20 protein-coding genes are annotated in these 23,192 nt (G+C 72.1%); 10 read left to right on the top strand and 10 right to left on the bottom strand.

What is annotated here, in order from left to right; genetic code table 11:
• Positions 1-4 precede the first annotated feature (4 nt).
• Positions 5-967, bottom strand: coding sequence for a LysR family transcriptional regulator (locus tag ACFVQ0_RS04250; RefSeq protein WP_390084361.1), 963 nt, complete (start codon positions 965-967; stop codon positions 5-7).
• Positions 968-1,058: 91 nt separating this feature from the next.
• On the opposite strand from ACFVQ0_RS04250, the gene ACFVQ0_RS04245 reads away from it, so the two are divergent.
• Entirely contained in the window at positions 1,059-4,265 is a 3,207-nt protein-coding gene (locus ACFVQ0_RS04245) for an ATP-binding protein (protein ID WP_390084359.1), read from the top strand.
• On the opposite strand, the gene ACFVQ0_RS04240 is transcribed toward ACFVQ0_RS04245, so the two are convergent.
• The 4 genes from ACFVQ0_RS04240 to ACFVQ0_RS04225 all read right to left on the bottom strand — a co-directional run bounded on the left by ACFVQ0_RS04240 (position 4,223) and on the right by ACFVQ0_RS04225 (position 7,042).
• The gene (locus ACFVQ0_RS04240) at positions 4,223-5,011 is read right to left on the bottom strand and encodes an ABC transporter permease (protein WP_390084357.1); all 789 of its coding nucleotides are present in this window, start codon (positions 5,009-5,011) and stop codon (positions 4,223-4,225) included. The genes ACFVQ0_RS04245 and ACFVQ0_RS04240 overlap by 43 nt on opposite strands.
• Positions 5,008-5,985: an ATP-binding cassette domain-containing protein gene (locus ACFVQ0_RS04235; RefSeq protein WP_390084355.1), complete on the bottom strand. Its 978-nt coding sequence runs from the start codon at positions 5,983-5,985 to the stop codon at positions 5,008-5,010. The genes ACFVQ0_RS04240 and ACFVQ0_RS04235 overlap by 4 nt, the downstream gene beginning before the upstream one ends.
• A 77-nt stretch (positions 5,986-6,062) precedes the next feature.
• The gene (locus ACFVQ0_RS04230; RefSeq protein WP_390084353.1) at positions 6,063-6,428 is read right to left on the bottom strand and encodes a DoxX family protein; all 366 of its coding nucleotides are present in this window, start codon (positions 6,426-6,428) and stop codon (positions 6,063-6,065) included.
• Positions 6,425-7,042 (bottom strand): TetR/AcrR family transcriptional regulator, encoded by a 618-nt coding sequence (locus tag ACFVQ0_RS04225; RefSeq protein ID WP_390084351.1) that lies wholly within the window; start codon positions 7,040-7,042, stop codon positions 6,425-6,427. The genes ACFVQ0_RS04230 and ACFVQ0_RS04225 overlap by 4 nt, the downstream gene beginning before the upstream one ends.
• Positions 7,043-7,209: 167 nt before the next feature.
• On the opposite strand from ACFVQ0_RS04225, the gene ACFVQ0_RS04220 reads away from it, so the two are divergent.
• Entirely contained in the window at positions 7,210-7,968 is a 759-nt protein-coding gene (locus tag ACFVQ0_RS04220; protein ID WP_390084349.1) for a class I SAM-dependent methyltransferase, read from the top strand.
• A 25-nt stretch (positions 7,969-7,993) separates the two neighbouring features.
• Here the strand turns inward: ACFVQ0_RS04220 and ACFVQ0_RS04215 are convergent, their stop codons facing one another.
• Positions 7,994-8,860, bottom strand: a complete 867-nt coding sequence (locus ACFVQ0_RS04215) for an NmrA family transcriptional regulator (protein ID WP_390084347.1) — start codon at positions 8,858-8,860, stop codon at positions 7,994-7,996.
• Between the two features lie 81 nt (positions 8,861-8,941).
• Here ACFVQ0_RS04215 and ACFVQ0_RS04210 point away from each other — a divergent pair, with 81 nt between their 5' ends.
• Together ACFVQ0_RS04210 and ACFVQ0_RS04205 are read left to right on the top strand one after the other, a co-directional pair.
• Entirely contained in the window at positions 8,942-9,913 is a 972-nt protein-coding gene (locus ACFVQ0_RS04210; protein ID WP_390084345.1) for an AraC family transcriptional regulator, read from the top strand.
• 20 nt (positions 9,914-9,933) lie between these two features.
• On the top strand, positions 9,934-10,863 hold the full coding sequence (locus ACFVQ0_RS04205) for a class I SAM-dependent methyltransferase (protein ID WP_390084343.1): 930 nt from the start codon (positions 9,934-9,936) through the stop codon (positions 10,861-10,863).
• 81 nt (positions 10,864-10,944) lie between these two features.
• On the opposite strand, the gene ACFVQ0_RS04200 is transcribed toward ACFVQ0_RS04205, so the two are convergent.
• The 3 genes from ACFVQ0_RS04200 to ACFVQ0_RS04190 all read right to left on the bottom strand — a co-directional run bounded on the left by ACFVQ0_RS04200 (position 10,945) and on the right by ACFVQ0_RS04190 (position 14,960).
• Positions 10,945-11,781 carry an aldo/keto reductase gene (locus tag ACFVQ0_RS04200; protein ID WP_390084341.1) on the bottom strand — a complete coding sequence of 279 codons (837 nt, stop codon included), beginning with the start codon at positions 11,779-11,781 and terminating at the stop codon, positions 10,945-10,947.
• A 161-nt stretch (positions 11,782-11,942) separates the two neighbouring features.
• Positions 11,943-13,742 carry an AMP-dependent synthetase/ligase gene (locus ACFVQ0_RS04195; RefSeq protein ID WP_390084339.1) on the bottom strand — a complete coding sequence of 600 codons (1,800 nt, stop codon included), beginning with the start codon at positions 13,740-13,742 and terminating at the stop codon, positions 11,943-11,945.
• A 333-nt stretch (positions 13,743-14,075) separates the two neighbouring features.
• Complete coding sequence (locus tag ACFVQ0_RS04190; protein WP_390084337.1) at positions 14,076-14,960, bottom strand: LysR family transcriptional regulator; 885 nt, start codon at positions 14,958-14,960, stop codon at positions 14,076-14,078.
• A 131-nt stretch (positions 14,961-15,091) separates the two neighbouring features.
• Here ACFVQ0_RS04190 and ACFVQ0_RS04185 point away from each other — a divergent pair, with 131 nt between their 5' ends.
• Positions 15,092-16,120: a bile acid:sodium symporter family protein gene (locus ACFVQ0_RS04185; RefSeq protein ID WP_390084335.1), complete on the top strand. Its 1,029-nt coding sequence runs from the start codon at positions 15,092-15,094 to the stop codon at positions 16,118-16,120.
• On the opposite strand, the gene fdhD is transcribed toward ACFVQ0_RS04185, so the two are convergent.
• Complete coding sequence (fdhD, locus tag ACFVQ0_RS04180) at positions 16,107-17,006, bottom strand: formate dehydrogenase accessory sulfurtransferase FdhD (protein WP_390085374.1); 900 nt, start codon at positions 17,004-17,006, stop codon at positions 16,107-16,109. The genes ACFVQ0_RS04185 and fdhD overlap by 14 nt on opposite strands.
• Positions 17,007-17,322: 316 nt before the next feature.
• Here fdhD and ACFVQ0_RS04175 point away from each other — a divergent pair, with 316 nt between their 5' ends.
• The 5 genes from ACFVQ0_RS04175 to ACFVQ0_RS04155 all read left to right on the top strand — a co-directional run bounded on the left by ACFVQ0_RS04175 (position 17,323) and on the right by ACFVQ0_RS04155 (position 23,123).
• Entirely contained in the window at positions 17,323-18,273 is a 951-nt protein-coding gene (locus tag ACFVQ0_RS04175) for a beta-ketoacyl-ACP synthase III (protein WP_390084333.1), read from the top strand.
• A gap of 72 nt (positions 18,274-18,345) precedes the next feature.
• On the top strand, positions 18,346-19,023 hold the full coding sequence (locus ACFVQ0_RS04170; protein ID WP_390084331.1) for a GntR family transcriptional regulator: 678 nt from the start codon (positions 18,346-18,348) through the stop codon (positions 19,021-19,023).
• A 209-nt stretch (positions 19,024-19,232) separates the two neighbouring features.
• The gene (locus ACFVQ0_RS04165; RefSeq protein WP_390084330.1) at positions 19,233-20,414 is read left to right on the top strand and encodes an ROK family protein; all 1,182 of its coding nucleotides are present in this window, start codon (positions 19,233-19,235) and stop codon (positions 20,412-20,414) included.
• Between the two features lie 136 nt (positions 20,415-20,550).
• Positions 20,551-22,077, top strand: a complete 1,527-nt coding sequence (locus ACFVQ0_RS04160; RefSeq protein ID WP_390084328.1) for a sugar ABC transporter ATP-binding protein — start codon at positions 20,551-20,553, stop codon at positions 22,075-22,077.
• A complete protein-coding gene (locus ACFVQ0_RS04155) occupies positions 22,074-23,123 on the top strand; it encodes an ABC transporter permease (RefSeq protein WP_390084326.1) in 1,050 nt (349 codons plus the stop codon). Before ACFVQ0_RS04160 ends, ACFVQ0_RS04155 begins: the two co-directional genes overlap by 4 nt.
• Positions 23,124-23,192 lie beyond the last annotated feature (69 nt).

Genomic DNA, 23,192 nt, shown 5'->3' with positions numbered 1-23,192 from the left:
CCCGTCAGGTCACGGCGCCGAACCGGGGGTGCGCGGCCAGCCAGCGCGCACAGCTCTCGCTGCGCTCCACCGCCTCGGTGTACGCCGCCCGGGTGTGGCCGCGCACGGAGGCGGCCGCCGCGGAGGCCGCCGCCGAGCGCGGATGCCAGCCCAGCAGATGGCGCCAGCTCAACGGCGAACCGGTGATCGGGCGGGTCACCACGCCGGGCGTCGGCGGGAACGTCGCCCGGCACAGCCCGACCGCCCGCCCCACCCGCACCAGATGGACCACCGACACGGTGTCCGTCTCGTACACCGACACCGGGCTGAAGCCCGCCCGCGCGCAGGCCGCCACGAAGCAGTCCGCGAAACAGCCGTCGCCCGGCACGTCGGCCCAGCACTCGTCCGCCAGCGCGGAGAGCTCCAGCTCCGGCGCCCCGGCCAGCGGATGGCCCTCGGGCAGCATCACGAAGACCGGATCGACGCCGACGACCTCCCACGTCAGCCGGTCCGCGACCGGCGGCGGGCTCTCACCGCAGGCCCCGATGAGCGCGAAGTCGAGTCGCCCGTCCACGAGTTGAGCGGCTATCTCGGCCACCGACCAGCTGGTGTACGTGGACACCGTCGCGGCCGGGTGCGCCGTCGCCAGCCGGTCCACGAGCCCGCCGAGCAGCGGACCGTGTGTGCCGCCCAGCCGGAAGCGCTCCATGGCCCCCCGCGCGTTGGCGAACCGCACCGCCTCCGCCTGGAGTTCACTGACGGCGGGCAGCACCACCCGGGCCCGTTCGAGCACCAGCTCGCCCAGCGGTGTCGGCCGCGCACCCGTGTGGTCCCGGTCGAACAGCGGGCCCCCGAGCGCCTTCTCGATCCGCCGCAGCTGCGCGCTGAGCGCGGGCTGCGCCAGGCCCAGCGCGGCGGCCGCCTTGGTGAGACTTCCGGTGTCGGCGATGGCACGGACGGTACGCAGATGGCGCAACTCAAGCTCCATAACCGCAAGTTATGGCCCAGTTCGGCTGCTGGCAATCGTGACCGGAGCAGCGGAGGGAGTTCCGGCCGACGGCGCTGGCTACCCTGCGAGGGTGACCACCGATCTGATCCTGCTGCCGCGTGTCGCCTACCGTGGGCAGGAGATCACCGCGCCCCGGCTGCGGGGCCTCCTCGCGCTGCTCGCGGGCGACCTGCGCACGGGTTGCAGCACCGACCGGCTGGTGGCGGGGCTGTGGCCGGACGCGCTGCCGCAGCGGCCGGGAAAGGCGGTTCAGGTCCTGGTGTCCAGGGCGCGGGGGCAGCTGGGCGCCGGTGTCCTCGTCAGTACGCCGACCGGATACCGCCTCGCGCTGGACGAGGACCGGGTCGACAGCTCCGCGCTGCTGCTGCACGCCGCCGCGAGCGCGGACCGGGCCAGGGCCGGCGACCACGCGGGATCACTGGCCGAGGCCGAGGCCGGTCTCACTCTGTGGGAGGGCACGGGCGACGGCGCGGCCGGAACCGCGGACCCGGTGGCCGTGCTCCGCGCCGATCGGGCCCCGGCCCACGCCGCCCTGGTACGCGCTCGGGCGCTCGCGCTCGCCCGCCTCGGACGGCACGCGGAGGCGGCCGGGCCGCTGGCCGAGGCCGCCTCGGAGCATCCGCGTGACGAGGAGGTTCTGGCCGAACTGCTGCGCGGCGAGGCCGTGACGGTCGGCCCTTCCGCCGCGCTGACCCGGTACGAGGCCTACCGACGCGAAGTGCGCGACGGGCTCGGCACGGATCCGGGCGCCGGGCTCCAGGCCCTCCAGCGCGAACTGCTGCGCGGCGAGCCGCCCGTGGTGAGGCACGGCGTGCGGCACGAGCCGAACCCGCTGCTCGGCCGGGACGAGGACATCGCGGCGGTGGAGCGGCTGCTGCGTGCCTCCCGCGCCGTCACCGTCGTCGGCCCCGGCGGCCTCGGCAAGACCCGGCTCGCGCACGCCGTCAGCCGTCGGGCCGAGCAGCGCGTGGTGTACTTCGTGCCGCTCGCCGCTGTCACGGAGGACGAGGACGTGGCCGCGGAGGTGGCTTCCGCGCTCGGCGCGGGCGAGGGCCGGTCCGGCGCCCTGAGCGGCCACGTCCCGGCCGACCCGGTGGCCGGCATCCTCGGCGCGCTCGGGCCGGGGTCCGCGCTGCTCGTCCTGGACAACTGCGAGCAGGTCGTCCGGGGCGTCGCCGGACTCGTACAGGCCCTGGTCGCGTCCTCGCGGGATCTGCGGGTACTCGCGACCGGCCGCGCGCCCCTGGGCCTGACGTCGGAGGCGGTGTACGCGCTGTCGGAGCTCGGGCTCGACACCTCCGTCGAGCTGTTCACCCAGCGGGCCCGGGCCACCCGGCCGGGCGTGCGGCTGCCCTCGGACGCGGTGGCCGGGCTGTGCCGACAGCTCGACGGACTGCCGCTCGCCGTCGAACTGGCGGCGGCCCGGGTGCGGGTGCTCTCGGTGCCGGAGATCGCCCGCCGCCTCGGTGACCGGTTCGCGCTGCTGCGCGGCGGGGTGCGGGGTGTGCCGGAGCGCCACCGCACGCTGCACGCGGTCGTGGAGTGGAGCTGGAACCTGCTCACGCGGGACGCCCGGGCCGCGCTGCGCACGCTGTCCGTCTTCCCCGGCGGCTTCTCTGGTGACGCGGCGGAGCACGTCATCGGCGAGGACGCGCTGCTCCTTCTCGAACAGCTGGCAGGCCAGTCGCTGGTCACCGTCACGGACACCCCGGCCGGGGTGCGGTTCCGGATGCTGGAGACGGTACGGGAGTTCAGTGCGGCCCGGCGTACGGAGACCGGTGGGGACGGGGAGGCCGTGGGCCGGTTCCTCCGCTGGGCGCGGGACTTCGGGGTCGCGCACCACGAGGTGCTCTTCGGTTCGGACCGGTCGGCGGCCTGGGAGCGGACCAAGGCCGAGCAGGACAACCTGGTGGCGGCCCTGCGGCAGGCCCTGGCCCGTGCCGACGGCCCGGCCACGGCCGCGGTCACCGCCGTCCTGGCCGCCCTGTGGCTCACCGACTCCAACCTTCCCCGGCTCACCGCCCTCGCGGCGGACACCGGACCACCGCTCTCGCACTTCCGGCCCGGTCCCGAGTACGTCGAAGTCGCCCGCGCCGCAGCGGTGTTGTGCGCGGCGGCCTTGCTGATGGGCCACGGACTGCGGGCCGTACGCCAGCTCGTCACCCTCCGGCGGCTGCCCCCGGCACCGCCGGACACGCTGCTGCGTGCGACCTCGACCGTGCTGAGCGCGGTCCCCGAGATGCTGCCGCCCGACTACGGCGTGCTGGGCGAGCTCTGCGGCAGCGGACAGCCGCTGGTGGCGGGCGTGGCGGAGTGCATCGCCACCTACGTCTGGGAGTACGGGCACGAGACCGACCGGGCGCTCGCCTCGGCCCGCCGGATGGTCGCCGTCCTGGAGCGGGTCGACAACCCGGCCATGCAGGTCATGGGCCTTTCCCGGGCGAGCGAGCTGTGTCTGAAGACCGGGCTGGGCGAGGCCGCTTACGGATACCTCAGGACCGCGCTGGAGGTCCTGCCGCGGCTCGGTGACGAGCACGACTACATCGGCATCCGAAGCGGCCTGGCCCTGGCCTGCCTGCAGCGCGGCGACCCGGACGAGGCGGAGTACTGGCTGCGGGAGGCGCAGGCCGACGCCACACCGCCGCAGGACGCCTTCTACAGCCCCGACCTCGGTGTGCGGGCTGAGATCGCGCTCGCCCGAGGGCTGACGGAGACCGGACTCGACCTGTGGCGCGCCGCCGTGGACCGGCTGCCCGGGGCGGGCTCGATGTACGGCGGCGACCCGTGGGCGGACCCGTGGGCCCTGGAGATCCAGGCGGTGGCGGTGACGGCCCACGCCCACGCCGGGCGCCTCCGGCTCGTCGCGGAGCCGGTGGAGCGGCTGCGGCGGCTCCTGGAGACCCTGGTCTCCGGCCCGTTGCGCACACCCATGGAGCCCCCGGTCGCCGGCACTGTGCTGCACGCGCTGGGCTCGGCGGGGCTCGCAGCCGGCGACGTCTCGGCCGTCCGGATGATCGCGCTGGCCGAACGGCTGCGGGTGCTGCGGGAGTTCCAGCCGACGATGTCGCAGGCCCGCGCCCGGCAGGCGGCGGAGTGCGCCGACGGGGCGGCGTACTACGAGGCGGTGTCCCAGTACGCCGCCCTGGGGCGGGACGGGCTCCGGGAGGCGGTCCGGGCGCTCACGGCCGCGTCCGCCACCGGCTCCGGGGCCGCCGACGAGCACGGCCGGGGCGGCTACTTCGGGTCGCGGCCGAACAGCGACGTCGACCACCAGTAGCCGAGCACGGTCAGGGCCACGCACCAGAGGACCGTGAGCCACCCGTTGTCACCGATCCCGCTGCCGAGCAGCAGCCCGCGAAGGGTCTCGATGGCCGGGGTGAACGGCTGGTACTCGGCGAAGGGCCGGAACCAGCCGGGCATCGCGTCGACGGGGACGAAGGCGCTCGAAATGAGCGGGAGGATGACCATCGGCAGCGCGTTGTTGCTCGCCGCCTCGGCGTTCGGGGAGGCCAGTCCCATTCCGACCGCGATCCAGGTGAACGCGGTGGCGACGAGTACGAGCAGCCCGAACGCCGCCAGCCACTCGACGGGCGTGGCGTCGGTGGACCGGAAGCCGATGGCCACGGCGACGGCGCCGACGAGGACCACGCTGAGGACGGACTGGAGCACACTGCCGACGACATGCCCGATGAGCACCGCCCCTCGGTGGATCGCCATCGTGCGGAAGCGGGCGATGATGCCCTCGGTCATGTCCATCGAGACGGACACCGCGGTTCCCGCCGGGGTGGAGCCGATGGTCATCAGCAGGATGCCCGGCACGAGATAGGCGATGTAGGCGGAGCGGTCGGCGCCGCCGCCGATGCCCGCGCTCATCACGTCACCGAAGACGTAGACGAAGAGCAGCAGCAGGACGATCGGCATGAGCAGCAGGTTCAGGGTGAGGGACGGGTAGCGCCGGGCGTGCAGCAGATTGCGGCGCAGCATGGTGCCGGAGTCGCGTGCGGCGAGGGAGAAGGCGCTCATCGGACGGCTTCCTTGGTTGTGGGGGGCGCGTCGGTGCCGCTGGTGAGGGCGAAGAACACGTCGTCGAGGTCGGGGGTGTGCACGGTCAGCTCGTCGGCTTCGGTGCCGGTCGCGTCCAGCCGGTCCAGGACGGAGCGCAGTTCGCGCTGGCTGCCGTCGCTGGGCATCCGCAGCGAGAGCGCCTCGTCGTCCCGGGCACCCTCGGGCAGGGCGACGGCGGCGGTCCGGTACGCGGACGGGTCGGTAAACCGGAGCCGCACGTGCCCGCCGGGGACGAGCCGCTTCAGCTCGTCGGCGCTGCCCTCGGCGGCGATCGCCCCGTCGCTCAGTACCGCGATGCGGTCGGCGAGTTCGTCGGCTTCGTCGAGGTACTGCGTGGTGAGGAAGACGGTGACGCCACCGGAGACCAGCCGGCGGATGACGCCCCACATGTTGTGCCGGCTGCGCGGGTCGAGACCGGTGGTCGGCTCGTCGAGGAAGATGATCCGCGGGCTGCCGACCAGGGTCATGGCGATGTCGAGGCGCCGCTTCATGCCGCCGGAGTAGGTGGCGGCGGGCCTCTTCGCCGCGTCCGTCAGGTCGAAGCGCTCCAGCAGTTCGGCGGTGGCGACGCGGCCCTCGCGGCGGGAGAGGTGGTGCAGGTCGGCCATGAGGAGCATGTTCTCCTCGCCGGTGATCAGGCCGTCGACGGCGGAGAACTGCCCGGTGACGCCGATCGCCGCCCGCACGGCCTGCGGGGAGACGGACAGGTCGTGGCCGGCGACCCGGATGTCACCGGAGCCGGCGTCCGCGGAGACGAGGGTGGAGAGGATCTTGACGGCGGTGGTCTTGCCGGCGCCGTTCGGGCCGAGCAGGGCGAAGACCGTGCCGGCCGGCACCGCCAGATCGATGCCGTTCAGGACCGTCTTGTCACCGTAGGACTTGCGCAGCCCCCTGGCCGCGATGGCGAGAGGGCGAGTGGTCGTTGTGGTCATGCCGCGCAGGTTGCGGCATGACGCGTTCAACGTGGTTTCACGGTGGTTTCAGCGCGCCGAAACCGGGCCGGGGCCGGTCAGAGCGTGGACAGGTGGGAGACGAACAGGACCGCTGTCGACAGCACGAGCATCCCCAGGCAGTTCAGCCAGAACTCCTGCTTGAGGAACCGCGCCCGGTAGTGGGCATAGGCCGCGCACAGGAAGTAGGCGATCACCGCGACGTTGGTCGTGACAGCGACACCCTCGTACCGGAGTCCGGCGGCGAGTCCGGCCGCCGCCAGGAACTTGACGACCACCAGTACCCACCACCAGTCGCGGGGGAAGCGCACTCCTTCCAGGCACTGCTGGATGAACACCGGGGGACGTACGGACATGGCCGCGTCGGAGAGGAGGACCAGGGCGAGCAGTGCGGTCGGCCACCATGGGTCGGGAGTGCTGATCATCGTTGTGTTCCTTCGCGGTCGACGACGAAATGGATGACTTCCTGGAACTGGGCTACAGCGCCCCGCTGGTCGAGAGCGCCGTAGCCCACGGTCATGAGGATCCCCAGGTAGGCGAAGTAGAGCGTGCGCGCGCCGCTCGCGGCCCCGGTCGCGGTGAGCGAAGTGCGGGACAGGAGGGCTTCGAGCTCGGCCAGCAGGGCCCCGGCGAGGGTCTGGAAGATCTCGGACTCGTGGGTGCCTCGGACGATGACCGCGGCGTACTCGCGGGACAGTTCGAGGTCGAGCGCGAAGTAGCTGATGAAGGGTTCGACGAGATCCAGGACCGCCCCGGCCGCCGCGCCGGGGGACAGCGGAGTCCCGTCGCCCCGCCCGTGCTCGGCCTCCCGGCCGTGGTGCACGGCGGCGATCCAGGTGTCGAAGATGGCCACGAGCAGCGCGTCCTTGTCACCGACCGACATGACGGTCCCGGTGCTCACACCGGCGTCGGTGGCGATCTGGCGGATGGTGCTGGAGCCGAACCCCTGCTCGCGGAAAAGCCGTTCGGCCGATGACAGCACCCTGAGCCGAGTCGTCTCCCGCTTCTCCGCGCGTGACTGAACGCGTTCAGTGAACATGTTCGGGATAGTAGGCCGGGCCGCACGCGCACGCAAGAGGACACCGCGGGGCCGACTCCCGGTTGGGTCATCGACACACCACTTGCCGGATTGCCGGAACCTGCCGTGGGCGGTACGCGAGCATCGCCCGCATCGCGCTGACGCGGACACGCCCTAGAGTCGCTCGCATGCTGGACTACAACGAAGAGGCGGCCGCCTACGACGCCACGCGCGGTGGCGTGCCCCGGGCCGAGGCCGCCGCCACCGCGCTGCTCGGTCTGATCCCGCCCAGTGCGCGCTCACTGCTCGACATCGGCTGCGGGACCGGACTGGTCACCGAACGGATCGCCTCGGGCAGGGCCGGTCTGCGGGTGTCCGGCACCGATGCCGCGCTCGGCATGGCCCGGGTCGCGAAGCAGCGCGTCGCCGGCGTGGCGCTCGCCGACGCACGCCGGCTGCCGCTGCGGGACGGGGCCGTCGACGCGGTGACGGCGGTCTGGCTACTGCACCTGCTGCGCGGCGACGGCGATGTCCGGGCCGTGGTGGCGCAGGCGGCGCGAGTGCTGCGGCCCGGCGGCGTGTTCGTCGCCACGGTCGACAAGGACGCCTCGCACGACGTGTCCAGCGACATCGACGCGGCGTTCGCCCCGTACCTGGCACCCTCTCCGTCCGACGCCACGGACCGGGTCATCGGGTACGGGGCCGAGTGCGGCCTCGACGTGGTGGGGAGCGCGGTCTTCCGGGGGCACGGGCAGGGCCGGACGCCGATGAGCGCGGCACGCGGAGTGCGCCGCGGCTACTACGTCTCCCGCCTGGAGCTGCCCGGGACGGCGGCCGACCGGCTCGTCGAGGTCCTGGCAGGGCTGCCCGGCCAGGACCGTCGCCGCGCGGAACCGGAGTACCGGCTGCTGGCGTTCCGCCGTAATCCCGGACCGGCCCGCGTGTGATGTCCCGCGCGCGTCGGGGCGCCCCCTACGCGTCCCAGGCGCCGCTCCGCGCGGCCTCCGAGGCGAAGGCGGTGAACGACGACGCGTCACGCCCCAGGGCGTGCTTGACGCCCTCCGTAACCGTGGCGTTGTGCCCGTCCAGCAGCATCGCGAACAGCTCGGCCAGGAAGCCCGCTTCGTCCTCCGGTACCCCGAACTCCGCCAGCATCGCCGCGTACTGAGGGCCCGTCACCGCGACGTACCGCACCTCGCGGCCGGTCGCCCGGGTGATCTCCGCGGCCGCCTCCGCGAAGGTCAGCAGCCGGGGGCCGGTCAGTTCGTGCACCTGCCCCGCACCGCCCTCGCCGCACAGCGCCGCGACCACCACGTCGGCGAGGTCCCCGGCGTCCACGAACGGCTCGGCGGTGGAGCCGGCCGGGAACACCAGCTCGCCGCCCAGCACCCCGTCGAGCAGCGCACCCTCGCTGAAGTTCTGCGCGAAGAACGCCGAGCGCACCACGGTGAGTTCGGCACCCCCGGCCGTCGCCCGCAGCGCCTCCTCCGCGATCACCGCCCGCTCCTCGCCCCGTCCCGACAGCAGCACGAGCCGCCGCACCCCGCAGTCCCGCGCGATCCGCCCGAAGGTCGCCATCGCCTCCGGTGCGCCGGGCGCCGCCAGATCGGGGTAGTACGCGATGTACGCCGCCTCCGCACCCCGCAGCGCCGTCTCCCAGCCCGACTCGTCCGCCCAGTCGAACACCACCTCGCCGCCGCGCGATCCGGCCCGCACCGGCACCCCGCGCGCCGCGAGCCGCTCCACCACCCGGCGGCCCGTCTTGCCCGTCCCACTCGTCACCAGCACCGGTCCGGCCGTACGCGATTCCTGCTGCTGCTTCACCATGTCGTCTGTCATGACTCAAGGTTCGCCGCGCGCCCCCGCCGCCTCCATCCCTCAGCCGCTCAGCTCCCTTCGTGAACGTCTACGCTGCTGCCCATGGACGCACTTGCCGGACTTCTGGACGGGCCGCGGGCCAGAGGGGCCTTCCTGCTGCGGATGGTGATGGAACCGCCGTGGTCCGTACGGATCGAGGACCGGGCTCCGCTCTGCCTGATGTCGATGACCGAGGGCGAGGCCTGGATCGTGCCCGCCGACGACGCCGAACCCGTCCTGCTGCGCCCCGGCGACCTGGCCATCGCGCGCGGCCCCGAGCCGTACACCGTCGCGGACCGGCCCGGCACCCGGCCGCGGACCCGGATCGGTCCGGGCGGCGTCTGCACCACCCTGCACGGCGAACCGCTCGCCCAGTCCATGCACTTGGGCGTACGTACCTGGGGCAACGCCCCGGACGGCGGGGCGTCCATGCTCGTCGGCACCTACCTGCTGGACGGCGAGATCAGCAGACGCCTCCTGGACGCGCTGCCCGCCCTGATCCTGCTCCCCGGCGACGGCCGGAGCAGCCCGCTGCTGACCCTGCTCGACAGCGAGATCGCCCGGGACGAGCCGGGGCAGAGCGTGGTCCTGGACCGGCTGCTCGATCTGCTGCTGATCGACGCCCTGCGCACCTGGTTCTCCCGGCCGGGTGCCGAGGCCCCCGCCTGGTACAGGGCCATGGGTGACCCCGTCGTCGGACAGGCGCTGCGGCTGCTCCAGAACGAGCCGGCCCACCCCTGGACGGTCGCCGCGCTGGCCGACCGGACCGGAGTCTCCCGGGCCGGGCTCGCCCGCCGCTTCACCGAGCTGGTGGGGGAGCCGCCGATGGCGTACCTGACGGGCTGGCGCCTCGCCGTCGCGGCGGACCTGCTGCGGGAGACGGACGCGACGGTCGAGGCGGTGGCCCGGAAGGTCGGCTACAGCCAGGCGTTCGCCTTCAGTACCGCTTTCAAGCGGGTGCGCGGGGTCGGCCCGCAGGACTACCGCAACGGACGGGGCTTGCCGGAACGGCAACAGGATTTGCCCGTGGGCTGATGGGTGGTGAGGCTGTTCCCATGAGCAACGACACCGGTCACGGTCACCACCACCACGACAGCAGCCAGGGGCACCGGCACGAGAGCGGCCACGCCCACCACCACGGCTCCGATCTCGACTGGGACGCCATCGGCCCGCTGCTGGAGAAGAACGCCGAACTCAGCACCGGCCAGTACACGGAGGCCGCCCGCTGGATCGCCGGTCTGCCCGACGCTCCACGGGTCCGCCGGGTCCTGGACATCGGCAGCGGACCGGGCGTCGTCGCCTGCCTGCTCGCCGAGGTCTTCCCGGAGGCCGAGGTCGTCGCCGTGGACGGCACCCCGGCCCTGCTGGAGCGCACCCGCGACCGCGCGAAGCGGCTCGGGCTCGGTGACCGCGTCACCACCCTGCACGCGGAGCTGCCCGACGAGCTGGACCGCGCCGGGGAGGCGGACCTCATCTGGGCGGGCAACGCGCTGCACCACATGGGCGACCAGCGCGCCGCGCTGGCCGGATTCGCCGGGCTGCTGCGCCCCGGCGGCACCGTCGCACTCGTCGAGGGCGGGCTCCAGCCCCGCCATCTCCCGCGCGACATCGGCTTCGGCCGGCCCGGTCTGGAGGAGCGGCTCGACGTGATCCAGGCGGAGACCTTCGAGCAGATGCGGGCGGATCTGCCCGGCTCCAAGCGGGAGACCGAGAACTGGGCCGCCCTCTTCACCGCGGTGGGCCTCGACCCGCAGGGCACCCGGAGCTTCCTGCTCGACCTGCCCGCGCCCCTCAGCGAGGTGGCTCGGAACCACGTCATCGACAACTTCACCCGCCGCCGCGAGATCCTGGGCGAGCGGCTCGACGCCGAGGACAACGCGGTGCTCGACCGGCTGGCCGACCCCGAGGACCCGGCCGGGCTGCACCGGCGCACGGATACCTTCCTGCTGCTGGCCCGGACCTTCCACCTCGGCCGCAAGGCCTGAGCACGACGAAGGGAGTCCGCCGGACCGGCGGACTCCCTTTCTGTCACGTCAGTGGCGAAACGCCACCGCTGACCTTCCGGCTCAGGCGCCGAGGTTGAACTCACCCGGGTGCGAGCCCAGCCGCTTGCCCTCGTCCAGCGCCGCGAACGCCGCCAGGTCGTCCTCGTCCAGCTCGAAGCCGAACACGTCGATGTTCTCCGCGATCCGCGACGGGGTCACGGACTTCGGGATCACCACGTGGCCGGTCTGGAGGTGCCAGCGGAGCACCGCCTGAGCGGGCGTGCGGCCGTGCTTCCGCGCGACCGCGACCACCGTCGGGACCTCCAGGAGACCCTTGCCGGAACCCAGCGGCGACCAGGCCTCGGTCAGGATGCCGTGCTTGGCGTGCAGCGCGCGGGACTCGGCCTGCTGGAGCTGCGGGTGCAGCTCGATCTGGTTGAGCGCGGGTACGACCGAGGTCTCGCCGAGCAGCCGCTCCAGGTGCTCGGGGAGGAAGTTCGACACGCCGATGGCCTTCGCGCGGCCGTCCGCGTAGATCTTCTCGAACGCCCGGTACGTGTCGACGTACGCGTCCTTGGCCGGAACCGGCCAGTGGATCAGATACAGGTCGACGTAGTCGAGACCGAGCTTGTCCAGCGAGGCGTCGAACGCGCGCAGCGTCGAATCGTAGCCCTGCTCGCTGTTCCACAGCTTGGTGGTCACGAAGAGCTCGTCGCGGGCGACACCGGAGGCGGCGATGGCCTTGCCGGTGCCCCCCTCGTTCCGGTAGATCGCGGCGGTGTCGATGCTGCGGTACCCGGACTCGATGGCTGTGGCGACCGCCTTCGCGGCCTCGTCGTCCGGCACCTGCCAGACTCCGAAACCGAGCTGGGGCATCTCGACGCCGTTGTTGAGGGTGAGGGAGGGGACCTGGCTCACGAGCGGTCGATCCTTACGTTGGGAGGTGGGACTCGAACCTTCAACGATCAAGACGGCCCGCACATTCCCGTCCGCGGACCCGTTCTTTCCGGTTCGGCGGTACGGACTCTTCCCGATCGGTGGTCCGGATTCCTCCCGGCTCAGCGGGACAGCTTCCCGGCTCAGCGGTACAGCGCGTCCACCTCGGCCGCGTACGCCGTCTCGATGGCCTTGCGCTTCAGCTTCAGCGACGGGGTCAGCAGCCCGTGCTCCTCGGTGAACTGATGGGCCAGAATCCGGAATGTCCGGATCGACTCGGCCTGTGACACCGCCGTGTTCGCGGCCACCACGGCCCGCCGGACCTCCATCTCCAGATCCGGGTCCCGCACCAGTTCGCCCGGTGACAGCCGCTGCCGGCCCTGCATGGCCAGCCAGTGCTCCACCGACTCCTGATCCACCGTGACCAGGGCCGCGATGTACGGCCGGTCGTTGCCGACCACGATGCACTGCGCCACCAGCGGATGCGCCCGCACCCGCTCCTCCAGACCGGCCGGTGAGACGCTCTTGCCGCCGGACGTCACCAGGATCTCCTTCTTGCGCCCGGTGATCGTCAGATAGCCGTCCTCGTCCAGCGCACCGATATCCCCGGTGGCCAGCCAGCCGTCGTTCAGCACCGCGTCGGTGGACTTGGGGTCGCCCAGGTACCCGGAGAACACATTGCGGCCGTACACCCAGATCTCGCCGTCGGCCGCGATGTGCACCGTGGTCCCGGGGATCGGCTGCCCGACCGTGCCGTACCGGGTGCGCTCCGGCGGGTTGGCGGTGGCCGCCGCGGTCGTCTCGGTCAGCCCGTACCCCTCGTACACCGTGACACCGGCGCCCGCGAAGAACAGCCCGAGCTGCCGCTCCATTCCAGAGCCGCCGGACATGGCGTGCCGGATCCGGCCGCCCATCGCCTCGCGCACCTTCTTGTACACGACCTTGTCGAAGAACTGGTGCTGCATCCGCAGCCCGGCGGACGGGCCGGGCCCCGTCCCGAACGCCCGCGCCTCCATCGCCTCCGCGTACTTCACCGCGATGTCCACGGCCTTGTCGAAAGGGCCGAGCCTGCCCTCCGTCTCGGCCTTGCGGCGGGCCCCGTTGAAGACCTTCTCGAAGATGTACGGCACCGCCAGGATGAACGTGGGGCGGAACGTCACCAGATCCGGCATCAGCGCCTTCGCCGACAGCTCCGGCTGGTGGCCCAGCTTCACCCGGCCGCGGATCGCGGTGACCTCCACCATCCGCCCGAAGACGTGCGCCAGCGGCAGGAAGAGCAGCGTCGCGGCCTCGTCGCCCGGCCGGGAGTGGAAGACCGACTCCCACCGCGACGCCATCGTCTCCGTCTCGAACATGAAGTTGGCGTGCGTGATCACACAGCCCTTGGGCCGCCCCGTCGTCCCCGACGTGTAGATGACGGTCGCGACCGAGTCGGGCGTCACGGCGCGCCGGTGCCGGTGCACCACCTCGTCCTCGACATGCGCGCCCGCGGCGATCAGCTCGGACACCGCGTCGGTGTCCAGCTGCCACAGCCGCTTCAGCAGGGGCAACTGGTCGATGACGGAGGCGACCGTCATCGCGTGGTCCTCGTGCTCGACCATCACCGCCGAGACCTCGGCGTCGTGGAGCATCCACAGGACCTGCTCGGCCGAGGACGTCGGATAGACCGGAACGGACTGCGCGCCGACCGCCCACAGGGCGAAGTCGAAGAGCGTCCACTCGTAGCGGGTGCGCGACATCAGGGCGACCCGGTCCCCGAACCGCACGCCGTGCGCGATCAGTCCCTTGGCCAGGGCGAGCACCTCGTCGCGGAACGTGCCGGAGGTGACATCCAGCCACTTCCCGGACGCGTCCTTGCGGCCGAGGGCGATCCGGTGCGGATCCTCCTCGGCGTAGTCGAAAACCACATCAGCGAGCCCGCCCACGTGGGGCGCGGCCGCCATGGGTGGGACAGTGAACTCGCGCAATGACCTGCTCCTCGTGGCGCTCCGCACAGCGCCGTGACGCTACCCCACCGGACGCCGCCGCGGGAGAGCCCGCCGCGGCCGGCGCACCATGGCGTCTGCACTGGTCAGGGGCTGAAATCCGGCCAGATGGGCAAGGCTCGGGCGCGCTTCCGACCAAGGAGTAAGTGGCTCGCGCGGGAATCTCCACGGAATCTGTACGCCGCGATCACTGCCGTTCCGTGCGGATACGGGGGTTTGCTCCGCAGCTGCCGGGCCTGACCGGGTTGAGCCGCCCCGGCCCCGGCCGCCGCGTTCCGTTCATTCTCCCCCTCAGGACCGCCCCGCAATCCCCGGCGGACGGATCAGCCGGTCGCCGCCCGCCAGGATCGCCGCGGCGAGCGCGTCCGCCGCCTGCTGCGCACCGTCCCGGCGGCGGCCGTGCAGCAGGACGAAGTCCACCTCGCCCAGATCGGGCAGACCCGCCCTGCCCGGCAGCGGGACCAGGCCGGGCGGGATGAGACCCCGGCTGTGCGCCATCACGCCGAGCCCCGCGTGGGCGGCGGCGGTCAGCCCGCTGAGGCTGCCGCTGGTGCACGCCACCCGCCAGGAACGGCCCTGGCCCTCCAGCACCTCAAGGGCGCGGGCCCGGGTGATCGCCGGTGGCGGGAACAGGACCAGCGGCACCGGCCGGTCCGGGTCGATCCGCAGCGTCGGCGCGCCGATCCAGGTCAGCGCGTCCTGCCAGACGAGCTCCCCGTGCGTGTCACCGGTCCGCCGCTTGGCCAGCACCAGATCGAGCCGGCCCGCCGCCAGCTGCTGGTGCAGCGTCCCCGAAAGCTCCACCGTGAGCTCCAGCTCGACATCGGGATGGTCGCGGCGGAACGCCTGGAGGATCTCCGGCAGCCGGGTCAGCACGAAGTCCTCCGAGGCCCCGAACCGGAGCCGGCCGCGCAGCCGGGTGCCGGTGAAGAACGCCGACGCCCGCTCGTGGGCCGCCAGGATCGTCCGGGCGAAACCCAGCATCGCCTCACCGTCCACGGTGAGGTCGACCCGGTGCGTGTCACGGGTGAACAGCTGACGTCCGGCCGCCTCCTCCAGCCGCCGCACGTGCTGGCTCACCGTGGACTGCCGCACCCCGAGCCGGCGGGCCGCCCGGGTGAAGCTCAGCGTCTGGGCGACCGCGAGAAAGGTTCGCAACTGCGCGGGCTCGTACATGCCCGCCACGTTATCGCGGACCGTGATCGCAGTCAGAGCGGTATACGGGATTCCCGATTTCGGTGGTCAGGGGCACGATGGCTACGGGGCCCCTGGGGCAAGACCTCCGAACGAGAGAACACGTGGAGCACATGAGCCGCCGCAAGCCACAGCTGCCGTCCTGGCTGCCGATCGACCCGTACATCCTGGCGCTGATCGGCACCGTCGTACTCGCGGCGCTGCTGCCGGCCTCCGGTACGGCCGCCGATGTCGCGGGCGGGGCCTCTACCGGCGCGGTCGCCTTCCTCTTCTTCCTCTACGGCGCGCGGCTCTCCACCGCCCAGGCGCTCGACGGCGTCCGGCACTGGCGGCTCCACCTCACGGTCCTGGCCTGCACGTTCGTCGCGTTCCCGCTGCTGGGACTGGCGAGCCGGGGGCTGGTCCCGTATGTACTGACACCCCAGCTGCAGAGCGGCTTCCTCTTCCTCTGCCTGGTCCCCTCGACCATCCAGTCGTCGATCGCCTTCACCTCGATCGCCCGGGGCAACGTGCCCGCCGCGATCTGTGCGGGCTCCTTCTCCTCGATCGCCGGAATCTTCGTCACCCCGCTGCTCGCGGCCGCGCTGCTCGGCAACAGCGGCGGCGGGTTCTCCGGTGACGCGCTGCTGAAGATCGGCGTCCAGCTGCTGCTGCCGTTCGTCGCGGGACAGCTGCTGCGCCGCTGGATCGGCGGCTTCATCGCCCGGCACAAGAAGATCCTCGGCCTGGTCGACCGGGGCTCGATCCTGCTCGTCGTCTACACCGCGTTCAGCGAGGGCATGGTCGCGGGCATCTGGCACCAGGTCACCCCGGCCAGACTCGGGGCGCTGCTCGGTGCGGAGGCGGTGCTGCTCGCGCTGATGCTCACGCTCAGCTGGTACGGGGCCAAGCGGCTCGGCTTCGGCCGGGAGGACCGCATCGCCATCCAGTTCGCCGGCTCGAAGAAGAGCCTGGCCTCCGGCCTGCCCATGGCCAGCGTCCTGTTCGGCGCGCAGGCTAGCCTGGCCGTGCTGCCGCTGATGCTCTTCCACCAGATGCAGCTCATGGTGTGCGCGGTGCTCGCGAAGCGGCGCGCCCGTGACCCGCTGGAGACGGCTGCGGACGGTGAGGCGCCGCAGGCGACGCCCGTCACCGTGAGCTGACGGCGCGGGAGGCCTCAGCCCGCCCGGCCTCCGCCTGCGCTTCCGACTCCGCCTTTGTCTCCAGGGCGATGCGGTGCTCACCCGCGTACACGTTCATGGAAGGCCCCCGCAGGAAGCCGACCAGGGTCAGCCCGGTCTCCGCGGCCAGATCGACGGCGAGGGAGGACGGCGCGGAGACGGCCGCCAGCATCGGGATGCCGGCCATCACCGCCTTCTGCGCCAGCTCGAACGAGGCCCGGCCCGAGACCAGCAGAATCGTCCGGGACAGCGGCAGCCGGTGGTCCGTGAGGGCCCGCCCGACCAGCTTGTCGACCGCGTTGTGCCGCCCCACGTCCTCCCGTATGTCCATCAGCTCGCCCGTCTCGGAGAACAGCGCCGCCGCGTGCAGTCCTCCGGTCCGGTCGAACACCTGCTGCGAGGCGCGCAGCCGGTCGGGGAGGGCGGACAGCAGCGCGGGCTCCACCCGGAGCGGGGGAGTGTCGGCGACGGGGTGCCGGGTCGTGGTGCGGACCGCGTCCAGGCTGGCCTTCCCGCACAGTCCGCAGGAGGACGTCGTGTAGACGTTGCGCTCCAGCGTGATGTCCGGGACCACGACACCGGGCGCGAGCCGCACGTCCACGACGTTGTACGTGTTGACCCCGTCGGCCGTCGCCCCGGCGCAGTACACGATCGACTGCACCTCGTGGCCCTCACCGATCACGCCCTCGCTCACCAGGAAGCCCGCCGCCAGCGCGAAGTCGTCGCCCGGGGTGCGCATCGTGATGGCGAGCGGCCTGCCGTTCAGCCGGATCTCCAGTGGCTCCTCCGCGACGAGCGTGTCGGGGCGGGTGGACACGGCCCCGTCCCGGATGCGGATGGTGCGGCGGCGCTCGGTGACCCGTCCCATGACCGTCAGACCCGATTTCTGTACGTGGTGGAAGCCGGAGCGGCCCGTGGTGCGGAGGTTGCCCATGGGCCACCCGCTGCGGCGCGGTGACCCCCACGGTCTCATGGTGCCGCACGTGAGGGGCGATGCCGGTGGTGGTCGGGTGTGCGCGTGGGGCGGCGGAAATATTGTCTACAGTATGCGGTCCGCCGGGTCGAGGCTGTTGTCAAGCCTCCAATCGTTGAGCGGTAATCCTGTGGGATCACGTGCCCATGTACCGGTCAGTAGCGACCAAGACTGGATGGTTCCTGCCATATGTAGCGAGGGGAACCTGAATATGACCGGCTCACGTGTCGTGGCGCTCGGCCACTATCAGCCCGCCAAGGTGCTCACCAACCATGACCTCGCGGCCATGGTCGACACCAGTGACGAGTGGATCACCAGCCGCGTCGGCATCAAGACCCGTCACCTCGGCGGCCCCGAAGAGCCGGTGGACGAGCTGGCCGCGCACGCGGCCGCCAAGGCGCTCGCCGCCGCCGGGCTCCAGCCCTCGGCCATCGATCTGGTTCTCGTCGCCACCTCCACCGCGATCGACCGGTCACCGAGCATGTCGGCCAGGGTCGCCGCCCGCCTCGGCATGACGTCGCCCGCGGTGATGGACATCAACGTGGTCTGTTCCGGTTTCACCCACGCCCTCGCCACCGCCGACCACGCCGTACGCGCGGGGGCGGCCAGCCGCGCGCTGGTGATCGGCGCCGACAAGATGGGCGACATCGTCGACTGGACCGACCGCACCAGCTGCGTCCTGATGGGGGACGGCGCCGGGGCCGCGGTTGTGGTCGCGGACTCCGGTTCTGCCGCTCAGCCGGGAATCGGGCCGGTGCTGTGGGGTTCCGTGCCCGGTATGGGGGACGCGGTACGGATCGAGGGGACACCGCCGCGCTTCGCCCAGGAGGGCCAGTCCGTCTACCGCTGGGCGACCACCCAGCTGCCGCCCATCGCACGCAAGGTGTGCGAGAAGGCCGGGCTCACCCCGGAGGACCTCGCCGCGGTGGTGCTGCACCAGGCCAACCTGCGGATCATCGAACCGGTCGCCAGGAAGATCGGCGCGGTCAACGCCGTCATCGCCAGGGACGTGGTGGATTCCGGCAACACGTCCGCCGCCTCGATCCCGATGGCCCTGTCCAAGCTGGTGGAACGGGGCGAGGTCGCCACCGGGGCTCCGGTGCTGCTCTTCGGCTTCGGCGGGAACCTCAGCTACGCGGGTCAGGTGATCCGCTGTCCCTGACGGGGCAGATGGCGCTCAGTAGGCTGTAGACGGCAGGCAATGCTCGTTGCTCGTTGCTCGGAGGGGGCCGCAGTGTCGTCCGCAGAACTGCCGCCAGGGACCGTGCAGAAGCTGGAACGACCCGGTCCGCTGCGCGAGCAGGTCTACGGGGCGCTGCTCGAACTCATCACCACCCATGTGCTCCGCCCCGGCCGGCACCTGGTCGAGAGCGAGCTGGCCGACCGCCTCGGGGTGTCCCGCCAGCCCGTGCGCGAGGCCTTGCAGCGGCTCAACACCGAGGGCTGGGTGGATCTGCGGCCCGCCCACGGCGCGTTCGTCCACGAACCCACCCAGGAGGAGGCGGACCAGCTGCTGTCGGTCCGTACGCTCCTGGCGGCCGAGGCCGCCCGGCTCGCCGCCGCCCACTTCGACAGTGCGGGCATCGCCGCGCTGGAGGAGCTGTGCGCCACCGGTGAGCGGGCCGCCGCCGACGGCGACGCCGGGCCGGCTGCCGAGACCGATGCCGCCTTCCACGCCAAGGTCATGGAGCTGGCGGGCAATGCCGTACTCGCCGGGCTGGCCGGACAGGTGGACCGCAGGGCCCGCTGGTACCGCGCCCCCGCCGCCCGGCAGTCGGGCGCCACGTCCTGGGCCGAGCACCGCTCCCTGACGGCCGCGATCGCCTCGGGCGACGAGCAGCGGGCCGCGGCGATCATGCGGTCCCACACGGAGCGCTGCCGCCAGGGCCACCACCAGCGCGAAGAGGGCTGAACCCCGCACCCTCCGGGCCCGCGAACACCGGCAGAGGGGTCGTCCGGTCCGGTGAGCGGGACCGGCACTCCACCCACCTTTGTCCTCAGGGTGGAGAAAGTTGCGGTGGATTCCTGCGCAACTTCTTCCCACTCCGGGCAAGCGCTGCTACGTTCCCCTCCAAAGCCCGACGGACAGGCCGATGTGGCGGGGAGGGGCGCGTGAGACGTATGACGGCACGACCCGCGAATGCACATCAGGCGCGACTGCTTCGGCTGTTGCGCGACGGCGGGCCCAACTCACGGGCACAGCTGGGGGATCAGGTCGATCTCTCCCGCTCCAAGCTCGCCGTCGAGGTGGACAGACTGCTGGAGACCGGCCTTGTGGTGGCCGACGGACTCGCCGCATCCCGCGGCGGGCGTCGCTCGCACAACATCCGGCTCGCCCCGGCACTGCGCTTCCTCGGCGTCGACATCGGCGCCACCTCGGTCGATGTGGCGGTCACCAACGCGGAGCTGGAGGTCCTGGGCCACCTCAACCACCCCATGGACGTACGCGAGGGCCCCGTCGCCATCTTCGAGCAGGTGCTGTCCATGGCGGCCAAGCTCCGGGCCTCCGGGCTCGCCGAGGGGTTCGACGGCGCCGGTATCGGCGTACCGGGTCCGGTCCGGTTCCCGGAGGGGATTCCGGTCGCACCGCCGATCATGCCCGGCTGGGACGGCTTCCCGGTCCGCGAGGCGCTCAGCCAGGAGCTGGGCTGCCCCGTGATGGTCGACAACGACGTGAACCTGATGGCGATGGGGGAGCAGCACGCGGGCGTCGCGCGCTCCGTGGGCGACTTCCTCTGCGTCAAGATCGGTACCGGTATCGGCTGCGGCATCGTCGTCGGCGGAGAGGTCCACCGCGGTACGACGGGCAGTGCGGGCGACATCGGCCACATCCAGGTCGCACCGGACGGGCGCCCCTGCGCCTGTGGCAACCGGGGCTGCCTGGAAGCACACTTCAGCGGCGCCGCACTGGCCCGCGACGCCGAGGACGCCGCCCGTGCCGGGCAGTCCCCGGAGCTCGCGGCCCGGCTGTCGGCGTCCGGGAAACTCACCGCCGTCGACGTCGCCGCCGCCGCGGCCGCCGGCGACGCCACCTCGCTCGACCTGATCCGCGAAGGCGGCAACCGGGTCGGGCAGGTCATCGCGGGGCTCGTCAGCTTCTTCAACCCCGGACTGGTGGTGATCGGCGGCGGGGTGACCGGACTGGGTCACACGCTGCTGGCCAGCGTCCGGACCCAGGTCTACCGGCAGTCACTGCCGCTGGCCACCGGCAACCTTCCCATCGTCCTGGGCGAGCTGGGACCCGCCGCCGGAGTGATCGGCGCGGCCAGGCTCATCAGCGACCACCTCTTCTCACCGGCCTGACCTCAGTACCACTGGCCCGACCCAGCACCACCGGCCCGACCCCGACCCACCCCCGCGCCAGCGGCCGGGGTCCGGGTGAACCCCGGGACCGTACTTCGCCCTGCCCGCTCACCGGCACCCGCCGAGGGGATTTGTCATGGCTCCAGAACCACCCCTGCTCACCATGTCCGGCATCACCAAGACCTTCCCCGGCGTGCGCGCCCTGGACGGCGTCGACCTGGAGGTCCAGGCCGGCGAGGTCCACTGTCTGCTCGGCCAGAACGGGGCGGGCAAATCCACCCTCATCAAGGTGCTCGCCGGGGCTCACCAGCCCGACGACGGCGAGATCACCTGGCGCGGCTCACCGGCCGTGCTCAAGACGCCCATCGCCGCGATGCGTCTCGGGATCGCGACCATCTACCAGGAACTCGACCTGGTGGAGGGGCTGTCGGTCGCGGAGAACGTGTTCCTCGGCCACGAGCCGACCACCGCGGGCTTCGTCGTCCGCACCCGTGAGGGCCGCGCCGCGGCCGGGGCGCTGCTGAAGCGCCTCGGTCACCCGGAGATCGACCCGGCCCGCCCGGTCGGTGAACTCTCCGCGGCGCAGCAGCAGATCGTCTCGATGGCGCGTGCGCTCTCCCACGACGTACGGCTCATCGTGATGGACGAACCGTCAGCGGCGCTCGACCCGGACGAGGTCGCCAACCTCTTCCGCATCGTCGCCTCGCTGACCGCCGACGGGGTCGCCGTCGTCTACATCTCCCACCGGCTGGAGGAGATCCGCCGGATCGGTGACCGGGTGACCGTGATCAAGGACGGCCGGACCGTCGCCGTCGGCCTCCCCGCCGAGTCAACCCCCACGCGCGACATCGTTGCCATGATGACCGGCCGCAATGTCGAGTACGTCTTCCCGCCGAGGCCGGAAGAGGTCCCCGAGAGCACCGGCGCGGAGCCGGTCCTCAAGGTCGAAGGCCTCACCAGGAAGGGCGAGTTCGCCCCGGTCGACCTGGAACTCAGGCCCGGCGAGATCGTCGGCCTGGCCGGGCTCGTCGGCTCCGGGCGCTCCGAGATCCTGGAGACCATCTACGGGGCCCGCCGCGCCACCGCGGGACAGGTCACCGTCGCGGGCAAACCGCTGCGGCCCGGCAGTGTCCGCGCCGCCGTCGCGGCCGGCATCGGCCTCGCCCCGGAGGAACGCAAGGCGCAGGCCCTGCTGATGCTCGAATCCGTCACCCGCAATGTCTCGGTCTCCACCATGTCCCGTTTCTCCAGGGGTGGTTGGCTCGACCGGGGCGCCGAGCGCAAGGCGGCTCGCGCCGCCACCCGCGAGCTCTCGCTGCGCCCCGACAACCCGGACACCCCCGTCCGCACGCTCTCCGGCGGCAACCAGCAGAAGGCGGTCCTGGCCCGCTGGCTGCTGCGCGGCTGCCGGGTGCTGCTGCTGGACGAACCGACCCGCGGAGTGGACGTCGGCGCCCGCGCCGAGCTCTACGCCGTGATCCGCCGGCTGGCCGACGAAGGCCTCGCCGTACTGCTCGTCTCCAGCGAAGTGCCCGAAGTGCTGGGCCTCGCCGACCGGGTGCTGGTGCTCCGTGAGGGTCATGTCGTGCATACGGCGGACGCCACGGAGCTCGATGAGCACCGCGTACTCGACCTCGTGATGGAAGGGAGCCCGACGTCATGACGCAACCCGTCTCCTCGGCGCAGCAGACCGGGCCGGACAAGGGCGCCGCGCCCGCATCCGTCCCCGCGTCCCCGAACAAGGACAGATCCCCGCGAGCCCTCGGGCTCCGGCTGGACCTGCGCAGTCTCTCGCTGCTCGGCGTTCTCGCCGCACTGGTGGTGGTCGGTGCCATCACGGAGCCCGACGCCTTCCTGGACACCGGGAACCTCCAGCTGATCCTGACCCAGGCGTCCGTCATCGGCGTCGTCACCGTCGGGGTGACCTTCGTCATCACCAGCGGCGGCATCGACCTGTCCGTCGGCGCCATGGTCGCCCTCGCCTCGGTCTGGGCCACCACACTCGCCACCCAGGAGTACGGCTTCGTCGGCATCCTGTTCACCGCGATGCTCGTCGGCCTCGGCGCCGGACTGGTCAACGGGGTGCTCATCGCGTACGGCCGGCTGGTGCCGTTCATCGCGACCCTGGCGATGCTCGCCTCCGCCCGGGGCATGGCCCTCCTGATCACCGACGGCAAGACCCAGATCGTCACGGTCAAGTCCGTCCTGGACCTGGGCCTGCCCGGCTCCTACGTCCTCGGCATCCCGCCGCTGGTCATGATGTTCGCCGTGGTCACCGTCATCGGCTGGCTGCTGCTGAACCGTACGACCTTCGGCCGCCGCACCGTCGCCGTCGGCGGCAACGCGGAAGCGGCCCGGCTGGCGGGCATCGACGTACGGCGCCAGCGCCTCTACCTCTACCTGCTGTCCGGGCTCTGCTGCGGCATCGCCGCCTTCATGCTGATCATCCTGTCCGGCTCGGGACAGAACACCAACGGCAACCTGTACGAGCTCGACGCCATCGCCGCCGCGATCATCGGCGGCACCCTGCTCACCGGCGGCCGGGGCACCATCGTCGGCTCCGTGCTGGGCGTCCTCGTCTTCACCACGATCACCAACATCTTCGCGCTCAACAACCTGCAGAGCGACGTCCAGCAGATCGCCAAGGGCGCGATCATCGTCGCCGCCGTTCTGGTCCAGGGCCGCACCTCGGTCAACCGAGACAGCTGACCACAGTTCAACTCTCTTACCAATTACGCCTGTTCCGCATGCCCACGCACCGGATGAAGGGTTTGACAG

Origin of the sequence: Streptomyces sp. NPDC057900, assembly GCF_042887885.1 — a bacterium.
In the GTDB taxonomy this organism is placed as follows: domain Bacteria; phylum Actinomycetota; class Actinomycetes; order Streptomycetales; family Streptomycetaceae; genus Streptomyces.
This window is presented reverse-complemented; position numbering and strand designations above follow the sequence as displayed.

What these genes read in the sequence shown, in the direction of transcription:
- fdhD (WP_390085374.1), bottom strand. Translation starts at nt 17,006, where the DNA reads ATGGGACGGGTCACCGAGCGCCGCCGCACCATCCGCATCCGGGACGGG.
- ACFVQ0_RS04155 (WP_390084326.1), top strand. Translation starts at nt 22,074, where the DNA reads ATGACGCAACCCGTCTCCTCGGCGCAGCAGACCGGGCCGGACAAGGGC.
- ACFVQ0_RS04195 (WP_390084339.1), bottom strand. Translation starts at nt 13,742, where the DNA reads ATGGCGGCCGCGCCCCACGTGGGCGGGCTCGCTGATGTGGTTTTCGAC.
- ACFVQ0_RS04160 (WP_390084328.1), top strand. Translation starts at nt 20,551, where the DNA reads ATGGCTCCAGAACCACCCCTGCTCACCATGTCCGGCATCACCAAGACC.
- ACFVQ0_RS04230 (WP_390084353.1), bottom strand. Translation starts at nt 6,428, where the DNA reads ATGATCAGCACTCCCGACCCATGGTGGCCGACCGCACTGCTCGCCCTG.
- ACFVQ0_RS04225 (WP_390084351.1), bottom strand. Translation starts at nt 7,042, where the DNA reads ATGTTCACTGAACGCGTTCAGTCACGCGCGGAGAAGCGGGAGACGACT.
- ACFVQ0_RS04210 (WP_390084345.1), top strand. Translation starts at nt 8,942, where the DNA reads ATGGACGCACTTGCCGGACTTCTGGACGGGCCGCGGGCCAGAGGGGCC.
- ACFVQ0_RS04240 (WP_390084357.1), bottom strand. Translation starts at nt 5,011, where the DNA reads ATGAGCGCCTTCTCCCTCGCCGCACGCGACTCCGGCACCATGCTGCGC.
- ACFVQ0_RS04185 (WP_390084335.1), top strand. Translation starts at nt 15,092, where the DNA reads ATGAGCCGCCGCAAGCCACAGCTGCCGTCCTGGCTGCCGATCGACCCG.
- ACFVQ0_RS04190 (WP_390084337.1), bottom strand. Translation starts at nt 14,960, where the DNA reads ATGTACGAGCCCGCGCAGTTGCGAACCTTTCTCGCGGTCGCCCAGACG.
- ACFVQ0_RS04215 (WP_390084347.1), bottom strand. Translation starts at nt 8,860, where the DNA reads ATGACAGACGACATGGTGAAGCAGCAGCAGGAATCGCGTACGGCCGGA.
- ACFVQ0_RS04175 (WP_390084333.1), top strand. Translation starts at nt 17,323, where the DNA reads ATGACCGGCTCACGTGTCGTGGCGCTCGGCCACTATCAGCCCGCCAAG.
- ACFVQ0_RS04250 (WP_390084361.1), bottom strand. Translation starts at nt 967, where the DNA reads ATGGAGCTTGAGTTGCGCCATCTGCGTACCGTCCGTGCCATCGCCGAC.
- ACFVQ0_RS04205 (WP_390084343.1), top strand. Translation starts at nt 9,934, where the DNA reads ATGAGCAACGACACCGGTCACGGTCACCACCACCACGACAGCAGCCAG.
- ACFVQ0_RS04165 (WP_390084330.1), top strand. Translation starts at nt 19,233, where the DNA reads ATGACGGCACGACCCGCGAATGCACATCAGGCGCGACTGCTTCGGCTG.
- ACFVQ0_RS04235 (WP_390084355.1), bottom strand. Translation starts at nt 5,985, where the DNA reads ATGACCACAACGACCACTCGCCCTCTCGCCATCGCGGCCAGGGGGCTG.
- ACFVQ0_RS04220 (WP_390084349.1), top strand. Translation starts at nt 7,210, where the DNA reads ATGCTGGACTACAACGAAGAGGCGGCCGCCTACGACGCCACGCGCGGT.